Raw genomic sequence first — 15,285 nt, forward strand, 5'->3', positions numbered from 1 at the left:
GCGAGCCGGGCAGGGACCGGCTCACCACAAGCACAGCCGAACCAGTGATCCGCGTGCCAGCGGATCGCTGTAGGCGGACGCGACCCGCTCCACCCACCCAGCCACCCCCGGGAGCCGACCGCGGCGAGCCGGGCAGGGACCGGCTCACCACAAGCACAGCCGAACCAGTGATCCGCGTGCCAGCGGATCGCTGTAGGCGGACGCGACCCGCTCCACCCACCCGCCATCTCCGGAAGCCGACCGCGGCGAGCCGGGCAGGGACCGGCTCGCTATCTGATCAACCGCGACAGCAGCCGGTCGGCGAGGATCCTGCCGTCGGTCTGGCAGGTGGGGCAGTACTGGAGCGTGGAGTCGTGGAAGACCACCTGCCGGATCGTGTCGCCGCAGACGGGGCACGCCTCTCCTGTGCGGCCGTGGACGCGCATGCCGAGCTTCTTCTCGCGCTTGAGGTCGGCCGCGTGCAGGCCCTCGGCGCGGGCGAGCGCCTCCTCGAGGGTGTAGCGGAGAGCCGCGTAGAGGCGGCCCAGCTCGTCGGCGGTGAGCGCGGCGGGCTTGAAGGGCGACATGCGCGCCACGTGGAGGATCTCGTCGGAGTAGGCGTTGCCGATGCCGGCGATGCGGGACTGGTCGCGGAGGACGCCCTTCACCTGCGCCCTGCCCGCCGTGGCGAGGATCGCGCCGAGGATCTCCTCGGTGAACTCCGGGTCCAGCGGATCGGGACCCAGCCGGGCGACGCCCGGGACGTCGAGCGGATCGGCGACGATCGAGAGCGCGAGGCTCTTCTTGGTGCCGGCCTCCGTCACGTCGAACCCCGACCCGTCGTCGAGGACCAGCCGCGCGGCGAGCGGGCCCCTGCCGGGCTTCGCCGGCGCCGTCGGCCGCTCGGGCCGCCATCGGACCCAGCCGGCGCGGGCGAGGTGCAGGAGGACGTGGGCCCCGCCGACTGCGAGGTCGAGGAACTTGCCGTGCCGCGACACTCCGTGGACGGTCTCGCCGGACAGAGCGGACGGCGGGATGGCGACGGTCTTGAGGGCGGAGATCGCGAACACGTCGAGCCGCTCGAGGACGCGTCCGCCCAGGCGTGCGTCGAGATCGAGGGCGAGGGCCTGGACCTCGGGGAGTTCGGGCATGCGACCACCCTGGCCCGCGGGTCCCGCACCGTCCACCCCTGGCGGAGGGGACGGCAGCGGGTCAGTCGCCGAAGCGCGTCGCCGCGACCTTCCGCAGGAACAGCTCGTGGAACCGGTAGTCGCCGGTGATCTCGGGATGGAACGCCGTCCCGAGGAGGTTGCCCTGCTCGACCGCGACCACCCGCCCGTCGGCGACGCTGGCGAGCGCGGTCGCCCGCTCCCCCAGCTCCTCCACGACCGGTGCGCGGATGAAGACCGCGTGCACGGGCGGATCGCCGATCGCCGGCACGTCGAGATCGGTCTCGAAGGAATCGAGCTGGTTGCCGAACGCGTTCCTCCGGACCGACACGTCCAGGCCGCCGAAGCTGCTCTGGCCGTCGATGCGGTCGAGGACCCGGTCGGCGAGCATGATCAGCCCGGCGCAGGTCCCGTAGACGGGCATCCCCGCCCCGATCGCCTCGACGACCGGCTCCGCGAGGCCGAAGAGGCGCGACAGCTTGTCCATCACCGTGGACTCGCCGCCCGGGATGACCAGCCCCGCGACGGCGGCGAGCTCCTCCGGGCGGCGCACGAGCACCACCTCGGCGCCCAGCTCGCGCAGGACCTGCGCGTGCTCGCGGAAGTCGCCCTGCAGCGCGAGGACGCCGACGCGGAGCCCCTCGAGGGACTCCCGCGTCGGTCCTGCGCCGGCGAGCGGCGCGTCGGCGCTACCAGCCACGCTCGGCGAGGCGGTGCGGCGCGGGCACGTCGGCCACGTTGATGCCGACCATCGCCTCGCCCAGGCCGCGCGAGGCCTCCGCGACGACCTTCGCGTCGTCGAAGAAGGTGGTCGCCTTCACGATCGCGGCCGCGCGTTTGGCGGGCTCGCCCGACTTGAAGACGCCGGAGCCGACGAACACGCCGTCGGCGCCCAGCTGCATCATCAGCGCCGCGTCGGCCGGGGTCGCGACCCCGCCGGCGGTGAAGAGGACGACGGGGAGCTTGCCGGTCCGGGCGATCTCGACGACCAGGTCGTAGGGGGCCTGCAGCTCCTTGGCGGCGACGTAGAGCTCGTCCTTGGTCATTGCCTTCAAGCGGTTGACCTCGCCGGAGATCGTGCGGATGTGCTTGGTCGCCTCGGAGACGTCGCCGGTGCCGGCCTCGCCCTTCGAGCGGATCATCGCTGCGCCCTCGGTGATGCGGCGCAGCGCCTCGCCCAGGTTGGTCGCTCCGCAGACGAAGGGGACGGTGAAGTTCCACTTGTCGATGTGGTTCACGTAGTCGGCGGGCGAGAGGACCTCGGACTCGTCGATGTAGTCGACGCCGAGCTCCTGCAGGATCTGCGCCTCGACGAAGTGGCCGATGCGCGCCTTCGCCATGACGGGGATCGACACGGCGGAGACGATGCCGTCGATCAGGTCGGGGTCGCTCATGCGCGCGACGCCGCCCTGCGAGCGGATGTCGGCGGGGACGCGCTCGAGCGCCATGACGGCGACCGCGCCGGCGTCCTCCGCGATGCGGGCCTGATCGGCGTCGACGACGTCCATGATGACGCCGCCCTTGAGCATCTCGGCGAGACCGCGCTTGACGCGGCTCGAGCCGAACTGCTCGGGAGCGGACGAGGACGGAGTGGTGGTGTCGGTCATGTTCGCGAGTCCTGTTCTGTGCGGCGACTTCCGCCGACGGCAGCTCCGAGTCTACGAGACGGCGCCTACCGCCCGCGGCGCTGGACAGGGGGCCGGGCGGCGGTCTAGAGGCTCGGCCAGGCCGCCGCGAGGCTCGCCCGCACGTCGCCGAGCAGCTGCGGGAGCGCCTTCGTGCGGGCGATGATCGGGAAGAAGTTCGCGTCGGTCGCCCAGCGCGGGACCACGTGCTGGTGCAGGTGCGCGGCGATCCCCGCTCCCGCGACCGCGCCCTGGTTCATCCCGAGGTTGAAGCCGTCGTTGTTCGAGACCGAGCGGACGACGCGCATCGCCGTCTGCGTGAGCGCTCCGATCTCGGCCACTTCCTCGGGAGTGGCCTCGTCGTAGAGCGGGATGTGCCGGTACGGGCAGACCAGGAGGTGGCCGGAGTTGTACGGGAAGAGGTTCAGCAGGACGTAGGCGTGCTCCCCGCGGGCGACGATGAGGGCCTCCTCGTCGCTCAGCGTCGGCGCCACGCAGAAGGGGCAGTCGTCGGCTCCGGGCTGCCCCTTCTGGATGTAGACCATCCGGTGCGGCGTCCACAGGCGCTGGAACTCGTCGGGAACCCCGGCGAGGTGCGCCGAGCCCTCCGCTCCCTCGGGCACGTGGCCGTCGCTCACGCTCAGACCTGCGCCTTCGAGGCGACGGCCTCGCGGATGCGCGCGACGGCGTCGGCGACCGGGATCCCGTTCTCCTGCGTGCCGTCGCGGAAGCGGAAGCTGACGGCTCCGGCGTCGCGGTCCTTCTCCCCCACGATCATCTGGAAGGGCACCTTCTGCAGCGTGGCGTTGCGGATCTTCTTCTGCATCCGGTCGCTGGAGTAGTCGATCTCGGCGCGGATGCCCGACCGCTTGAGCTCGCCGACGACCTCCTCGAGGTAGGGCAGGTACTCGTCGGCGATCGGGATGCCCACGACCTGGACCGGCGACAGCCAGACCGGGAACGCTCCGGCGTAGTGCTCGGTGAGGATCGCGAAGAAGCGCTCGATGGAGCCGAAGAGCGCTCGGTGGACCATCACGGGCCGCTTCTTCGAGCCGTCCGAGGCCGTGTACTCGAGCTCGAAGCGCTCGGGCTGGTTGAAGTCGAGCTGGATGGTCGACATCTGCCAGGTGCGGCCGATGGCGTCGCGCGCCTGCACCGAGATCTTCGGACCGTAGAACGCCGCTCCTCCCGGATCCGGCACCAGCTCGAGACCGGAGGCGACGGCGACCGCGCGCAGCGACTCGATCGCCTCCTCCCACTGCTCGGGCGCACCGACGAACTTCGGGTTGCCCTCCTCGTTCGTGGACAGCTCGAGGTAGAAGTCGTCGAGGCCGTAGTCGCGCAGCACCTGCAGCACGAACTCGAGGTTGCGGGTCAGCTCGGCCGACACGTCCTCCTGCGCGACGTAGATGTGGGCGTCGTCCTGGGTCAGGCCGCGCACACGCGTGAGGCCCTGCAGGGTGCCGCTCTTCTCGTAGCGGTACACGGTGCCGAACTCGGCCAGGCGCAGCGGGAGCTCGCGGTAGCTGCGGCCGCGCGAGCGGAAGATCAGGTTGTGGAACGGGCAGTTCATGGGCTTGAGGTAGTAGTCCTGGCCCTGGCGGGTGACGTTGCCGTCCTCGTCCTGCAGCTCGTCGAGGTGCATCGGGGGGAACATCCCCTCGGAGTACCACTGCAGGTGCCCGCTCGTGAGGAACAGGTCGCCCTTGGTGATGTGCGGCGTGTAGACGAGCTCGTAGTCGTGGGCGAGCAGCTGCTCGCGCATGTACTGCTCGATCTCGTAGCGGATGATCCCGCCCTTGGGGTGGAAGACCGCGAGGCCGGAGCCGATCTCGTCCGGGAAGGAGAACAGGTCGAGCTCGTGGCCGAGCTTGCGGTGGTCGCGGCGCGCCGCCTCCTCGAGGCGGGCCTGGTGCTCGCGCAGCTCGTCCTTCGTGGGCCACGCGGTGCCGTAGACGCGCTGCAGCTGCGGGTTCTTCTCCGAGCCGCGCCAGTAGGCGGCAGCGTTGCGGGTCAGGGCGTAGCCGTTGCCGATCATGCGGGTGTTGGGCAGATGCGGGCCGCGGCAGAGGTCCTTCCAGACCGTCTCGCCGGTACGCGGGTCGACGTTGTCGTAGATGGTGAGCTCGGCGCCGCCGACCTCGACGCTCTCGTCCTCGGCTCCCCCGCCCTTGATCCCGATCAGCTCGAGCTTGTAGGGCTCGCCGGCGAGTTCGGCGCGCGCCTCCTCCTCGGAGACGACGCGGCGCACGAACCGCTGGCCCTGGCGGACGATGCGGTCCATCGCCTTCTCGAGCGCCTTCATCGCCTCGGGCGTGAAGGGCTCCTCGACGTCGAAGTCGTAGTAGAAGCCGTCGGTGACGGGCGGGCCGATGCCCAGCTTCGCCTCCGGGTTGATCTGCTGCACCGCCTGCGCGAGCACGTGGGCCGCGGAGTGGCGGAGGATGTTCAGCCCGTCCGGCGAGGAGATGAGCACCGGCTCGATGCGGTCGCCCGGCACGACGTCGGCGGCGAGGTCCTTGAGCTCCCCGTTGACGCGGATCGCGACTACGGCCCGGTCGGTGAAGTGCGTGAATCCCGTGCCCGCCTCGGTGACGACCGAGTGGGACTCGTTCTCTGCGGGATTCGACGGTTCGTTCGACACGTGCGGGCACTCCTCGGGCTCGGTTGACCCCTCGACTGTAGTCGGCGGCGGCCTCTACCCGAGCGCGTCGCGCACTCGGGCGTCGAGCGCGCGCAGAGCGGAGGCGAGCTCGTCCCGGTCGGCGCCGGGGAGTACGAGCGAGGTGCGCTCGAGCTGGTGCAGGAGGACCTCCTCCAGGCCGGGCGGCAGGGAGTCCACGGCGAGCGCCCCCTCGAGTGCGGCGAGGACGGCGACGACGGCCACGGCGTCGCGTGCCGCGAGTCTGCGTGCGCTGATCTCCATGCGTCTCCGTCCGTGTCGTCCGACCCCGTCACCCTGCCGACAGGACGTGCCCCGGACACGGACGCGGGGGCGACCGGTGCGCAATCCGTCCAGGTGGCATCCTGGTCCGATGGGTGCCGGTCCTTCGCTGCAGCGCTTCACACGCTCCGGGGCCGACCTGGAGGAGGCGCGGCGCTTCTACTCGGACGGCTACGGCGGGTCGGGATTCCGGACGGAGACGGTCGAGCGGCCCTTCTCTTTCCGCTACGACGTCTCCGGGAGCGAGGGCGTGAGCCTGCGGACGTCGGTGTTCCGCGGCTCCGTGTCCGGGGGGCTGCGTCCGGAGGGCGAGTACGTCGTCTCGTGGTTCCTCTCCGGCACGAGCGTGGTGGACCCGGAGGGCGATCGGATCGTCCACCTGCCGGGGCGGCCGGTCGTCTTCCCCAGCGCGCGTCCGTTCGAGTTCGTCAGCCGCGACTTCCAGCAGCGGCTCGTGCACGTGGCCGCCGGCCTCCTCGAGCAGGTCTCGTCCGAGGCCGGCGACGGCGTGCCGCTGCCGCTCGTCTTCGACCACCGCTCGATCGCCTCCGCCTCGGCGCTGCCGGGCTGGTGGCGGGCGGTCGACGACTTCGCGGGCGTCCTGCGGTCGGGCCGCGAGGCGACCGCGCTGCAGCTCGTGGCGGCCGAGCGCGGTGTCGCTCTGCACCTGCTCGCGACCTTCGCGCACCGGCCGGTCGTCGTTCCGGCGCAGGTGCTGCGGCCGGGGCTCGAGCACCTGCTGCGGGCCGCCGAGTTCCTGCACGCGTTCGCCGCATCGCCCGTCACCGTGTCCGACATCGCGGCAGCGGCGGGGCTCACTCCGCGGGCGCTGCAGGCCGCGTTCCGGAGGCACTTCGGCGACACTCCGCTCGGCTACCTGCGCGGCGTGCGTCTCGACCGGGCGCGCGTCGAGCTCCGCGAGGGCGCTCCGGGCGAGGAGACCGTGCGCGCCGTCTCCGCGCGCTGGGGCTTCCTCAACCAGGGCCGTTTCTCGGGGGCGTACCACCGCCGCTTCGGCGAGTACCCGGTGGAGACCCTGCGCCGCTGACGCTCAGGCGCCGGGAGCGAGATCGCGGGCGTAGCAGACCGAGTGCTCGGACCCGATGTAGGCGCCGAACGGCGGGATGGCGTGGTAGCCCTCCCGGAGGTAGAACCGCATCGCGTCGGGCTGGAGCGTCCCGGTCTCCAGCACCAGGCGCGTCGTGCCCAGAGCGGCCGCCCGCGCCTCGAGCGCGCGAAGGACGGCCGTGGCCGCTCCGGTGCCGCGGGCGGCGCGGTCGGCGAACATCCGCTTCACCTCGATCGCCCCCGGTCCGAGGACGTCGTCGTCGAGAGGCCGCAGTCCGCCGCAGGCCACCGCCGCGCCGCTCGCGTCGCGGGCCACGAGGAAGACGGGCACGTCGTCGGCCGAGGGCGGCGTGCCGGGCTCGTGGTCGTCGTTGCCGTAGCGCTCGTCGAGCTCGCGCCGTTGCGCGTCGCGCAGACACTCGGCGTCCGGGTGGGTCCACGCCACCTCGTCGATGGTCCAGCTCATGAGGGCTCCTCCCGGCCGCGCGGCGGGCACGGCCGAGGCCATTCTGCCGCGCTCGCCCCCCTCCGGCCGGCCCGGTGGCAATCCCTTCCGCGCCGGGCCGCAGCGGGCGTCGACTGGAGGCCCACCGACGAAAGGGCTCACCGTGCTCTCCGACTCCCCCATCGGCCCCGTTCTGCTCTCCCGCGACCTCGCCGCCTCCCGCGCCTTCTACGCCGGCTCCCTGGGACTGGAGGTCCTCGAGGAGAGCGAGTCGGCGATCGCCTACTCCTGCGGCGGCACGCGGCTCACCGTCACCGCCAGCAGCACGGGCTCGAAGGACGAGCAGACCAAGGCCGCCTGGCGGGTGGCCGACCTGCGCGCCGAGCTGGACGCGCTGGCGGCTCGGGGCGTGGCTCCGGAGGACTACGACAGCGACGAGCTGCGCACCGAGAACGGCGTGGCCGACCGCGGCAGCGTCTGGGCGGCCTGGATCCTCGATCCCGACGGGAACGCGCTCGCCATCGAGCAGCCGAAGAGCTGATCGGCGCCGCTCTAGACTCGCCCCATGCCCGACGACTCCGCTCCGCTGCCCGCGCCCGGGTGGTACCCGCACCCGGCCGACCTCGGCTCGGAGCTCTACTGGGACGGCGCGGCGTGGACGGACCGGTCCCGCCCGTCCTCCTCGGAGCCCGCTCCCGCCTACGGCACGCCCCCGGGCGCTCCGGAGCAGGAGCTGTACGCCTATCCGTCCGCCCCGTCCTCCGCGGCGGGCCGCAACCCGATGGCGATCGCGAGCCTCGTGCTCGGCGTCCTGAGCCTGCTGATCAACCCGCTGCTGATCCCCTCGATCCTCGCCATCGTCTTCTCGGCGAAGGGCCGGGCGGCCGCACCGCTCGTCGGAGGCGGTCGCGGGCTCGCGACGGCCGGACTCGTCACCGGGATCCTCGGTCTGGTGTCGGGCGTCTTCACCATCGTCGGCAACCTCTCGGCCGGGGTCCCCGGCCTGGCCGGCTGACCGGGGTGCCGCGGCCCTCGACGCCCCGATGACCGCGCGCCGAAGCGCTCCCTGGCTCCTCGTCGTGGCGGTCGCCCTGGTCGCGCTGGTCCTGCGCGGTCCGATCGTCGCCGTCGCGCCCATCATCGACGCGGTGCGCGAGGACCTCGCGCTGTCCGCGGGCCAGGCGGGGATCCTCACCAGCATCCCCGTGCTCTGCTTCGCCCTGGCGACTCCGCTCGCCCTCCTCGTGATCCGCCGCGCGGGACCCGACGCCGCCGTGACCGTCACGGTGATCGGCGTCGCGCTCGGCACGATCGTCCGCTCGATCGGCGACGTGGGACCGGCCGTGGCGGGCACCATCCTGATCGGCGTCTCCATCACGATCGGCAACGTCGTCCTCCCCGTCGTGATCCGGCGGGACGTCGCTCCCGAGCGCGTCGACCTCACGACGGGCGTCTACACCGCGGCCCTCAACATCGGCTCGACGATCACCTCGCTCGGCACCGCTCCGCTCGCTCTAACCCTCGGCTGGCGCGGCGCCCTGCTCGTCTGGCTCGCCCTCAACGCCCTCGCTCTGGCCGGCTGGCTCGTGGCCGTGGGGCCTCGGGCGGCCCTGCGTCCGACTCCCCGCCAGGCCCGCGCCGACCGCGCACCGGCCGCACCGGCTCCGCGGATCTTCCGCAGCGCGACCGTGCTGGCGCTCGCGCTCTGCTTCTCGAGCCAGGCGTTCTCGTACTACGGAGTGACGGCGTGGCTCCCCTCGCTGCTCGTCGACCGCAACGGCTTCTCGATCGCGACCGCGGGCGCGAGCGCCTCGGTGTTCCAGCTCGCCGCGGTCGCCGGCGCCCTCGGCGTCCCGCTCCTGGTCCGGAGGCTCGGACCCCTGGGGAGCATCGTGCTCGTCGGCCTCCTCTGGTGCACGGTGCCGGCGGGGCTGCTGCTCGCCCCGCAGCTCTGGGCGCTCTGGTGCGTGCTGGGCGGCGCGGCCCAGGGCGGAGGATTCACGGTGGTCTTCGTGCTCGTCGTGCGGCTCTCCCGCTCCGACGCCCATGCGTCGCGGCTCTCGGCCACGGTGCAGGGGATCGGCTACGCCGTGGCCGCCACCGCCCCGACCGTTATCGGCTTCGCGCACGACGCGAGCGGCGGCTGGGAGGCTCCCCTGCTGACCGTCCTCGCCGCGACCTGCTCCTTCCTCCTCTTCGGCACCCTCGCCGCTGCGCGCCAGCGCCGGGCCTGACCCGCGACACGACCGGCCGCGCCGTCAAGGGGGCCGTCCGATGACTGTCGGCCCCGTAGCGTGTCCGCATGGCCGAGCAGAGCACGACCCGCGAGAAGACAGCGCCCGATCCCGACGATTCCCGGAAGCCCGACGACGTCACCGACATCACCAAGCGCTCCTGGTTCTACGTCCTCAAGAAGACGGCCCGCGAGTTCGGCGCGGACCAGTGCACCGACCTCGCCGCCGCGCTCACCTACTACGCCGTGCTCGCGCTCTTTCCCGCCCTGCTCGCGATCGTGTCGGTGCTGGGGCTCTTCGGCCAGGCGCAGGCCACCACCGATCTGGTCCTCGACCTGATCGGGAACCTCGCGTCGAGCGAGGTCGTCGACCTGCTGCGCGACCCGATCCAGGCGCTGACCAGCTCCTCCGCCGCGGGTCTCGCCTTCGTGACCGGTGTCGTCGGAGCGATCTGGTCCGCCTCCGGCTACGTCGGCGCCTTCGGCCGCGCGATGAACCGCGTCTACCAGATCGACGAGGGGCGCCCCTTCTGGAAGCTCCGCCCGACGATGCTCGGCGTGACCGTGGTGACGGTCGTCCTGATCGTGATCGCGGCGCTCATCCTCGTGCTCAGCGGACCGGTCGCGACCGCCGTCGGCGACGTCGTGGGCCTCGGCCCCGCCGCCCTCACCGTGTGGAACATCGCGAAATGGCCGGTGCTCGTGGTGATAGCGATCGTGATCGTCGCGATCCTGTACTACTGGGCGCCCAACATCCGCCAGCCGAAGTTCCGCTGGATCAGCATCGGATCGATCGTCGCCCTGGCGATCTGGCTGATCGCCTCGACCGGCTTCGCGTTCTACGTGGCCAACTTCTCCAACTACAACAAGACCTACGGCTCGCTCGGCGCGGTGATCGTCTTCCTCCTCTGGATCTGGATCACCAACATCGCCCTGCTCTTCGGCGCGGAGTTCGACGCCGAGCTCGAGCGCGGACGCGAGCTGCAGGCGGGCATCGAGGCGGAGGAGACCATCCAGCTCCCCCCGCGCGACACCGCCGCGAGCGACAAGAAGGCGGCCGTGCACGAGAAGGACGTCCGCGACGGACGCTGGCTGCGCCTGGCGAGCGAGAACCGCAGCGACGAGGGCGCGGCCCAGGACGACGAGGCCGCGAAGAAGAAGTGACTCAGGACTCGGACGACCAGAGCGCGCGGTAGTAGGCCGCGCGCTCGTCGTCCGGCTCCGCTCCGTACTCCGCGAGGAGCAGCGGAGTGTGGCCGGGTCCGTAGTTCCAGCCGAGGCTGACCGCGGCGACCGCCAGATCCGCCCAGCGGTCGCCCACGCCCAGGTCGCCGACGTCGACCGTGCCGCTCCAGCGTCCGTCGTCGTCGACGAGCGTGTTCGGAGCGCACGCGTCGCCGTGCACCACGACGGGGTCCACGAGCTCCGGAGCCGAGCCGAGCGCCGACGGCCGGCGCGCGAACCAGGAGTCGCCGCGCAGCTCCTCGGGCACCGCGTCGACGGAAAGCGCGTGGACCGCCCGCAGGCCGGCCGCGATCGCACGGACGGCCTCCTCCGGCCGGGCTGTCCACTTCGGATCGACGGCGCTCCGCCCGGGCAGCGGTGCGGTGAGGAGCCACTGCCCCTCCTCGTCCTCGCCCGCCTCCAGGATCCGGGGCGCGTCGATCCGCCCCTCCAGCCAGCGCAGACGCGCGATCTCGCGGCGAAGGTCGACGCCCGTGGACCGGGGATTCCACTTCAGGTACCCGGCGTCCACGCGGAAGGTCAGCCCGTCGAGCTCGTTGCGCCAGACGAGCGCCGGATCGGTGCCGCCGTTCAGGCGCCTCGCCGGCGACGGGATCCGGACGCCCTCGAGCGAGGACTGCCGTGCGAGGTCCGGACCGCTCATGCCCCCAGGGTAGGCGCTTCGATCCTGAGAGGATCCGCATGCCGCGGACCGCGCCATCCGCCTCCTCAGAGCAACGCGCCCTTACCCTGACGGGCGTGCCGGAGCAGCCGCCCGGCGCGATCCGGTGACGAGGGAGCCCCCGTGACGCAGAGCGACGACGACCGCGGGCCCGTGCAGCCCGACTTCTCGAAGGAGCAGGAGGGCTACCGTCCCGGCCTCAAGCCCCGGCAGCTGCAGATGATCGCCATCGGCGGCGCGATCGGCACCGGCCTCTTCCTCGGCGCCGGCGGCCGACTCGCCACCGCCGGTCCCTCGCTCGTCGTCGTGTACGCGGTCTGCGGCGTCTTCGCCTACCTGATCCTCCGCGCGCTCGGCGAGCTGGTCCTGCACCGGCCGAGCTCGGGCTCCTTCATCTCCTACGCCCGCGAGTTCCTGGGCGAGAAGGCCGCCTTCGTCGCCGGCTGGATGTACTTCCTGAACTGGGCGATGACCGCGATCGCCGACGTCACCGCGGTGGCCCTCTACGTGAAGTACTGGTCGCTCTTCTCCTCCGTGCCCCAGTGGCTCCTCGCACTCATCGCCCTGGTCGTCGTGCTCTCGCTGAACCTCGTCTCGGTCAAGGTCTTCGGGGAGCTGGAGTTCTGGTTCGCGCTGATCAAGGTCACGGCGCTGGTGGTCTTCCTGGTGATCGGCGTCGTCGTGCTCGCCGCGGGCTGGCCGCTGCAGTCCGGCGGCGTCGCCGTGGACCCCGGGATCAGCCTCTGGAACGACAACGGCGGCATCCTGCCCGGCGGCCTGATCGCCAGCGTCCTGGTCGTCCAGGGCGTGGTGTTCGCCTACTCCGGAGTCGAGCTGGTCGGCACGGCGGCGGGCGAGACCGCGGAGCCGGCGAAGGTCATCCCGCGGGCGATCAACTCGGTCATCCTGCGCATCGCCGTCTTCTACGTCGGCTCGGTGCTGCTGCTGACGCTGCTGCTGCCCTACACGGCCTACTCGAAGGGCGAGAGCCCGTTCGTCACGTTCTTCAGCTCGCTGGGCGACGGCTCCTCGGGCGAGATCGCCGGATCGATCATGAACTTCGTCGTGCTGACGGCCGCGCTCTCCAGCATCAACGCCGGGCTCTACTCGACCGGCCGCATCCTCCGCTCCATGGCGCTCAACGGCTCCGCCCCCGCCTTCACCGGCCGCATGAACAAGCAGGGCGTCCCCTACGGCGGCATCCTGCTCACGGCGAGCATCACCCTGATCGGGATCGTGCTGAACCTCTTCGTGCCGTCCGAGGCCTTCGAGATCGTCCTCAACGTCTCGGCGCTGGGCATCGTCACGGGCTGGGGCATGATCGTCCTCTGCCAGATGCAGCTGCAGCGCTGGGCGACACAGGGGCGCCTGGAGCGCCCGTCCTTCCGGATGCCCGGCGCCCCGGTGACCTCGTGGCTCACCCTGGCGTTCCTGGTGATCGTGGTGGTCCTCATCGCCGTCGACTTCCCGACCGGCACCTGGACCGTGGGGATCGTCGCGGTGGTCGGCGTGCCCGCCCTGATCGTGGGCTGGCACGTCGCGAAGCCGCGCATCCTGGCGATCGCGTCCGCCCGTGACGGCTTCACCGGCGCCCACCCCGTGATCGCCGCCCGTCCGGCCTCCGAGGCCAAGCGCGACGGGAACGAGCGGCGCCGCGAGTAGGGCGGGTCAGCGCCGGCGGAGGTAGCGCAGGAGCAGCGTGTCGCCGGCGCTGAGCACGTGCGCCAGGTGCTGCGGGCGCGGTCCGGGGACGTCGCCGCGGGCGAGCCTCCCGGAGTCCCCCGCCTCGAGCGTCGGAGCGACGGTCAGGCAGAGCTCGTCGACGGCGTCCGCCGCGAGGAGGGTCCCGAGCAGCGACGGACCGCCCTCGCAGTGGATCCTGCCGAGCCCCCGCTCCGCGAGCTGCGCCCGCATCCGCGTCGCGTCGAGCTCTGCGTCGCCGCAGACGAGCACGTCGGCGACCTCGGCGAGCTCCGCGCGGCGGCGGGCCGGCGAGGAGCCGGTGGTCACGACGATCGGGCGCACCGGCGCCTCGGTGAAGATCCGCGAGGCGGGATCGAGGTCGAGCGACCCCGAGACGATCGCGAAGACGGGCTGCGGGGCGCGCCCGGTGCCGAGCCGCGCCCGCACGGACTCGTCGCTCAGCACCATCGGACCGTAGCCCTCGGTCCGCACCGTGCCGGCCGCGACGAGCACGACGTCGGCGAGCCGACGGAGCAGGTCGAACACGCGCAGGTCGGCCGCTCCCCCGAGATCGCCCGAGACGCCGTCGCGGGTGACCGCTCCGTCGACGCTCGCGACGAAGTTGACCCGGAGCCACTGCTCGCCGGCCCCGTCCGCGTAGAGGGCCAGCAGAGCCTCGTCGGACAGGTCCTGCACGGCCGGCGACAGGCCGTCGATGCGGGCGCTCACGCCGCCGGCTCCACGTTGTGGCGGAGGAAGACGGGCGCCCGCCAGCCGAGCACCGCCTCCGTCATCCGCACGGCGTCCACCGCCTGGCGCACGTCGTGCATGCGCACGATCCGCGCACCGTTCAGGATGCAGATCACCGCGGCGGCGAGGGAGCCCTCGAGGCGCTCCCCCTGCGGCCGGTCCAGCGCCTCGCCGATGAAGTCCTTGTTGGAGACCGCGGCGAGCACCGGGAAGCCGAGCGCGGCCACCTCGCCCAGCCGGCGGGTGAGCTCGAGCGTGTGCAGGGTGTTCTTGTTCAGGTCATGGCCCGGATCGACGATGATCCTCCCGGCAGGCACTCCACCCGAGAGCGCGCGATCGACCCGGCTCCGCAGGTGGTCGACCACCGTCGCCACGACGTCGTCGTACTCGGGTCTCTCCGGCTCGCTGCGGGGAGCGCCCACGCTGTGGGTGATGACGAGCTGAGCGGAGGAGGAGGCGACGACCTCGAGCATCCGGGGGTCGTGCAGCCCGCTCGTGTCGTTGATGACGGAGGCGCCCACGGCGATGCTCGCGTGCGCGACCTCGGCGCTCGTCGTGTCCACCGAGACGACCACGTCGCTCCGCTCCGCGATGCCCGCCACGACGGGGACGACCCGGTCGAGCTCCTCCTGGAGCGTGACGGCGGGGCCGCGGCCGAACGGCACTCCGCCGATGTCGACCCAGTCGGCGCCGAGCTCCGCGGCGCGCGCGGCGGCCGCGATGGCGCTGTCCAGGGCGAAGGTGGAGCCCTTGTCGTAGAAGGAGTCGGGAGTGCGATTCACGACCGCCATCACGGCCACCTGCCGCTCGAAGTCGAACTCTCGTCCGCCGATGTGCCGCGTGGTCATGGGCGCGTCCCTCCCGCTCGGAGCGCCGGGAGAAGGCCGGCGCCGCTCACCCTAGACGAGCGGAGTCGGCGGAGGCTGGAGCGGGCCGCCCTCGAGCAGCGCCTGGAAGAGGACGTGGTCCTGCCACTCCCCGGCGATCCGCAGGTATCGCCGCGCGACGCCGATCCGCTCGAAGCCGTTGCGCTGCAGCACGGTCTGCGATCCGACGTTGTGGAGGAGCGTCCCGGCCTGCACGCGGTGCAGCCCCAGATCCTCCCGCGCGGTGCGCAGGACGGCTCCGACCGCGCGGGTCATCACGCCGCGGCCCTGCAGACCGCTGTCGAGCCAGTAGCCGAGATCGCCGCTGTCGAAGGCGCCGCGGACGATGTTCGCGAGAGTCAGCCGACCGACGATCACGCCGCCCGCGTCGAGGACGAGCGGGAGGACGCTGCCGGCCCGATGCGCGGCGAGCGCGTCCGCGACGGCGTCGGTCTGGCCCCCCGCCTCGAAGAAGCGGGTCGAGCGCGTCGGCTCCCAGGGCGCGAGGTGCCGGCGGTTGCGCCGGTACGCGGCGGCGAGGGCAGGTCCGTCGTCCCGCGAGACGAGCCGCAGGAGGGTGCCCTGGTCGTCGACGGGGATCGGGGCGGGCATCCTGC

Annotated in this window: 17 protein-coding genes; 6 read left to right on the plus strand and 11 right to left on the minus strand. The window is 72.4% G+C overall.

Annotated features, from left to right (window positions below):
• Positions 1-269: 269 nt before the first annotated feature.
• The 6 genes from C5C59_RS07190 to C5C59_RS07215 all read right to left on the minus strand — a co-directional run bounded on the left by C5C59_RS07190 (position 270) and on the right by C5C59_RS07215 (position 5,699).
• Positions 270-1,130 carry an Fpg/Nei family DNA glycosylase gene (locus C5C59_RS07190; protein WP_104239463.1) on the minus strand — a complete coding sequence of 287 codons (861 nt, stop codon included), beginning with the start codon at positions 1,128-1,130 and terminating at the stop codon, positions 270-272.
• 61 nt (positions 1,131-1,191) lie between these two features.
• Complete coding sequence (pdxT, locus tag C5C59_RS07195) at positions 1,192-1,764, minus strand: pyridoxal 5'-phosphate synthase glutaminase subunit PdxT (RefSeq protein ID WP_374953893.1); 573 nt, start codon at positions 1,762-1,764, stop codon at positions 1,192-1,194.
• 73 nt (positions 1,765-1,837) lie between these two features.
• Positions 1,838-2,755 carry a pyridoxal 5'-phosphate synthase lyase subunit PdxS gene (pdxS, locus tag C5C59_RS07200; RefSeq protein WP_104224629.1) on the minus strand — a complete coding sequence of 306 codons (918 nt, stop codon included), beginning with the start codon at positions 2,753-2,755 and terminating at the stop codon, positions 1,838-1,840.
• A gap of 104 nt (positions 2,756-2,859) precedes the next feature.
• Positions 2,860-3,411, minus strand: a complete 552-nt coding sequence (locus C5C59_RS07205) for an HIT domain-containing protein (protein ID WP_258062641.1) — start codon at positions 3,409-3,411, stop codon at positions 2,860-2,862.
• Positions 3,412-3,413: 2 nt separating this feature from the next.
• Entirely contained in the window at positions 3,414-5,315 is a 1,902-nt protein-coding gene (thrS, locus tag C5C59_RS07210) for a threonine--tRNA ligase (protein ID WP_258062650.1), read from the minus strand.
• Between the two features lie 156 nt (positions 5,316-5,471).
• Positions 5,472-5,699 carry a hypothetical protein gene (locus tag C5C59_RS07215; protein ID WP_104239460.1) on the minus strand — a complete coding sequence of 76 codons (228 nt, stop codon included), beginning with the start codon at positions 5,697-5,699 and terminating at the stop codon, positions 5,472-5,474.
• Positions 5,700-5,808: 109 nt separating this feature from the next.
• On the opposite strand from C5C59_RS07215, the gene C5C59_RS07220 reads away from it, so the two are divergent.
• Entirely contained in the window at positions 5,809-6,765 is a 957-nt protein-coding gene (locus C5C59_RS07220; RefSeq protein ID WP_219812493.1) for an AraC family transcriptional regulator, read from the plus strand.
• A gap of 3 nt (positions 6,766-6,768) precedes the next feature.
• Here the strand turns inward: C5C59_RS07220 and C5C59_RS07225 are convergent, their stop codons facing one another.
• Positions 6,769-7,251: a GNAT family N-acetyltransferase gene (locus C5C59_RS07225; protein ID WP_104239459.1), complete on the minus strand. Its 483-nt coding sequence runs from the start codon at positions 7,249-7,251 to the stop codon at positions 6,769-6,771.
• 142 nt (positions 7,252-7,393) lie between these two features.
• Here C5C59_RS07225 and C5C59_RS07230 point away from each other — a divergent pair, with 142 nt between their 5' ends.
• The 4 genes from C5C59_RS07230 (at position 7,394) to C5C59_RS07245 (ending at position 10,627) form a co-directional block, all read left to right on the plus strand.
• Positions 7,394-7,771, plus strand: coding sequence for a VOC family protein (locus C5C59_RS07230; protein WP_181133496.1), 378 nt, complete (start codon positions 7,394-7,396; stop codon positions 7,769-7,771).
• A gap of 24 nt (positions 7,772-7,795) precedes the next feature.
• Positions 7,796-8,245, plus strand: coding sequence for a DUF4190 domain-containing protein (locus C5C59_RS07235; RefSeq protein ID WP_104239457.1), 450 nt, complete (start codon positions 7,796-7,798; stop codon positions 8,243-8,245).
• Positions 8,246-8,273: 28 nt separating this feature from the next.
• Positions 8,274-9,464: a CynX/NimT family MFS transporter gene (locus C5C59_RS07240; protein ID WP_104239456.1), complete on the plus strand. Its 1,191-nt coding sequence runs from the start codon at positions 8,274-8,276 to the stop codon at positions 9,462-9,464.
• A gap of 68 nt (positions 9,465-9,532) precedes the next feature.
• Complete coding sequence (locus tag C5C59_RS07245) at positions 9,533-10,627, plus strand: YihY/virulence factor BrkB family protein (protein WP_104239455.1); 1,095 nt, start codon at positions 9,533-9,535, stop codon at positions 10,625-10,627.
• 1 nt (position 10,628) lies between these two features.
• On the opposite strand, the gene C5C59_RS07250 is transcribed toward C5C59_RS07245, so the two are convergent.
• Positions 10,629-11,351, minus strand: a complete 723-nt coding sequence (locus tag C5C59_RS07250; RefSeq protein ID WP_181134855.1) for an aminoglycoside 3'-phosphotransferase — start codon at positions 11,349-11,351, stop codon at positions 10,629-10,631.
• A gap of 141 nt (positions 11,352-11,492) precedes the next feature.
• Between C5C59_RS07250 and C5C59_RS07255 the strand changes: the two genes are divergently transcribed.
• Entirely contained in the window at positions 11,493-13,031 is a 1,539-nt protein-coding gene (locus C5C59_RS07255) for an amino acid permease (protein ID WP_258062643.1), read from the plus strand.
• A 6-nt stretch (positions 13,032-13,037) separates the two neighbouring features.
• Here the strand turns inward: C5C59_RS07255 and C5C59_RS07260 are convergent, their stop codons facing one another.
• From C5C59_RS07260 to C5C59_RS07270, 3 genes are read right to left on the minus strand one after another with little or no spacing between them, the layout of a single operon-like run.
• Positions 13,038-13,781 carry a pyrimidine reductase family protein gene (locus C5C59_RS07260; protein ID WP_104239453.1) on the minus strand — a complete coding sequence of 248 codons (744 nt, stop codon included), beginning with the start codon at positions 13,779-13,781 and terminating at the stop codon, positions 13,038-13,040.
• The gene (gene folP / locus C5C59_RS07265) at positions 13,778-14,650 is read right to left on the minus strand and encodes a dihydropteroate synthase (RefSeq protein ID WP_104239452.1); all 873 of its coding nucleotides are present in this window, start codon (positions 14,648-14,650) and stop codon (positions 13,778-13,780) included. The genes C5C59_RS07260 and folP overlap by 4 nt, the downstream gene beginning before the upstream one ends.
• A gap of 51 nt (positions 14,651-14,701) precedes the next feature.
• On the minus strand, positions 14,702-15,280 hold the full coding sequence (locus C5C59_RS07270) for a GNAT family N-acetyltransferase (RefSeq protein ID WP_104225349.1): 579 nt from the start codon (positions 15,278-15,280) through the stop codon (positions 14,702-14,704).
• Between the last annotated feature and the right edge of the window lie 5 nt (positions 15,281-15,285).

This window comes from Rathayibacter sp. AY1F4 (assembly GCF_002931775.1).
Lineage (GTDB): Bacteria > Actinomycetota > Actinomycetes > Actinomycetales > Microbacteriaceae > Rathayibacter.

Coding starts and splice junctions, on each gene's coding strand:
- C5C59_RS07190 (WP_104239463.1), bottom strand. CDS start 1,130: ATGCCCGAACTCCCCGAGGTCCAGGCCCTCGCCCTCGATCTCGACGCA.
- pdxS (WP_104224629.1), bottom strand. CDS start 2,755: ATGACCGACACCACCACTCCGTCCTCGTCCGCTCCCGAGCAGTTCGGC.
- C5C59_RS07215 (WP_104239460.1), bottom strand. CDS start 5,699: ATGGAGATCAGCGCACGCAGACTCGCGGCACGCGACGCCGTGGCCGTC.
- C5C59_RS07220 (WP_219812493.1), top strand. CDS start 5,809: ATGGGTGCCGGTCCTTCGCTGCAGCGCTTCACACGCTCCGGGGCCGAC.
- C5C59_RS07225 (WP_104239459.1), bottom strand. CDS start 7,251: ATGAGCTGGACCATCGACGAGGTGGCGTGGACCCACCCGGACGCCGAG.
- C5C59_RS07235 (WP_104239457.1), top strand. CDS start 7,796: ATGCCCGACGACTCCGCTCCGCTGCCCGCGCCCGGGTGGTACCCGCAC.
- C5C59_RS07240 (WP_104239456.1), top strand. CDS start 8,274: ATGACCGCGCGCCGAAGCGCTCCCTGGCTCCTCGTCGTGGCGGTCGCC.
- C5C59_RS07245 (WP_104239455.1), top strand. CDS start 9,533: ATGGCCGAGCAGAGCACGACCCGCGAGAAGACAGCGCCCGATCCCGAC.
- C5C59_RS07250 (WP_181134855.1), bottom strand. CDS start 11,351: ATGAGCGGTCCGGACCTCGCACGGCAGTCCTCGCTCGAGGGCGTCCGG.
- folP (WP_104239452.1), bottom strand. CDS start 14,650: ATGACCACGCGGCACATCGGCGGACGAGAGTTCGACTTCGAGCGGCAG.
- C5C59_RS07270 (WP_104225349.1), bottom strand. CDS start 15,280: ATGCCCGCCCCGATCCCCGTCGACGACCAGGGCACCCTCCTGCGGCTC.